Genomic DNA, 470 nt, shown 5'->3' with positions numbered 1-470 from the left:
CCGTCTCCATCACAATCTAGCGCTTCCCAGGCCGCATTAGGTGTAAGGGTTACACTTGCTGGTAGAAAAGAACAACCGTCTAATGGATCTGTATTATCTGCAGTTTCATCGCCATTGGTTACTCCGTCTCCATCACAATCTAGCGCTTCCCAAGCTGTACTTGGTGCAAGCGTTACACTTGATGCTAAATAGGAACAACCGTCTAATGGATCTGTATTGTCTGTAGTCTCGTCACCGTTAGTTACCCCATCACCATCACAATCTAGTGCTTCCCAGGCTGAATTTGGTGTAAGGGTTACACTTGCTGCTAAATAGGAACAACCGTCTAATGGATCTGTATTGTCTGTAGTCTCGTCACCGTTAGTTACCCCATCACCATCACAGTCTAGTGCTTCCCAGGCTGAATTTGGTGTAAGGGTTACACTTGCTGCTAAATAGGAACAACCGTCTAATGGATCTGTATTGTCTGT

The 470-nt window shown here is 45.5% G+C and carries 1 protein-coding gene; it reads right to left on the bottom strand.

What is annotated here, in order from left to right:
- A partial coding sequence (locus tag MWU65_RS17570) for a hypothetical protein (RefSeq protein WP_247079973.1) occupies positions 1 to 470 on the bottom strand: 470 nt, incomplete at both ends.

It is taken from the genome of Cellulophaga sp. F20128, assembly GCF_023015805.1.
Classification (GTDB): Bacteria; Bacteroidota; Bacteroidia; order Flavobacteriales; family Flavobacteriaceae; genus Cellulophaga.
The sequence above is the reverse complement of the archived record's forward strand: the minus strand, read 5'-3'. Positions and strand labels throughout refer to the sequence as shown.